Annotated in this window: 1 protein-coding gene; it reads left to right on the top strand. The window is 65.9% G+C overall.

Features of this window, described 5'->3' with window-relative positions:
- The coding region (locus MPTA5024_RS40965) for a PASTA domain-containing protein (RefSeq protein ID WP_232326515.1) at positions 1–1,084 on the top strand (1,084 nt) is incomplete at its 5' end.
- Positions 1,085–1,474 lie beyond the last annotated feature (390 nt).

The following is a 1,474-nucleotide window of genomic DNA, read 5'->3' as shown; positions in this document are numbered from 1 at the left end:
AGTGGACGAGCTGTACGACTACCTGTTCGATCACGTTCGTCAGATCACACCACATCAGACGCCGGAGAAGATCAGCACCGTACGAGGCGAACTGATCATCGCTCGTAACCCCCGATGGGCACCAAACGCGCAACCCATTCCCTCCGTCAGCGCCGACCCCGCACACGACGACGCCGAGGATGAGTCGGCCAAGGGAACCCAGCCGTTCCGACTGGTGGCCAACACGTACGCGCCCTCCACGAAGCCCGAGACGACTGCGCCCAAGCCGAGTACGCCCAAGCCGACGACACCCGAGCAGACTGCGCCCAAGCCGACGGCACCCGACGTAAGGGTGCCTCAGCCACCGACGGCGGCACGGCTCACACTCTCGCCCCCTCCGGTTCGGTCGCGGAAGAAGACATCCGGCCGACGTAAGGCCGTGCTGGGGATCTTTGCCGCTGCGGGCGCGATCACCGCCACCGTCGCGGCTGTCCTACTCGTGATCAACATGACCCCGCCCGAGGCTCACGTACCCGCACTGAGCAGAATGGCCAAGAAGGCCGCAATCAGTAAGCTGATCCAACTGGGCCTGACGCCCGTTCTGCTCGAGGAGAACAGCGACACGATTTCCGCCGGCAGAGTTATCGATACGGATCCACCCAGCGGACAGCTCATTCGTTCGGGCGACTCGGTGACATTGCGGGTGTCCGTAGGGCCAAAGTCATCGCCGTCGCCGTCGCCGTCGCGAACACCTACGCCGTCCCGAACGCCAACGCGGACACCGACACCGACGCCAACGCCGCGACAGGACCTCTCCGGTACGAAGAACACACCGAGGCCGATTCTGGTGGAAGTGCCCAGTGTTGTCGGCCAGACGCTGGCGGACGCGAAGAGCGCGCTCACGGGCGCCGGGTTCAAGGTCAAGACCGTGGAGCAGCCGAGCGACAGCGTCCCGCAGGGCAACGTGATCGACCAGGCGCCGGAGCCGGGGGCCCACCGCCAGCCGGGCACCACGATCACGCTGACCGTCTCCAGCGGCCTTGTGGAGCAGCCGACCGACCAGCCGACGGACCAGCCGACGGAGGACAACCCCTTCGGCAACTAGCGTGCCGGACTCAGTGGATCAGAGTGGACTGTGTCCGCAGGCCACAGCCAAAGGCTGAAGATCCACCCCTGATCTCGATCGCTTTCGCATGAAGAGGCCGTGGGCTCAAATCCCGCCACCCCGGCCCTGACGAAAGGCCACATGCGATCACGCAGGTGGCCTTTCGATTTCCATACGCGTGGTCGCGGCGGGCTCGGCATACAGCCGAGCCCGCCGCTCCAGTTCCTTACGGTCCTGACCTGGGCCAGGACCAGGCCAGGACCGGGTCAGACCGTTAGCGCTGCAGGGTGAGCAGGCCGGGCCGGTAGGGCAGCAGGCCGTAGTCGCCGCCGGAGTTGGTGGCGCGGCCCTGGTACAGCAACTGCAGGTGACAGGCATCGACGGTGAAGG

Source organism: Microbispora sp. ATCC PTA-5024 (genome assembly GCF_000511135.2).
GTDB lineage: Bacteria > Actinomycetota > Actinomycetes > Streptosporangiales > Streptosporangiaceae > Microbispora > Microbispora corallina.
This window is presented reverse-complemented; position numbering and strand designations above follow the sequence as displayed.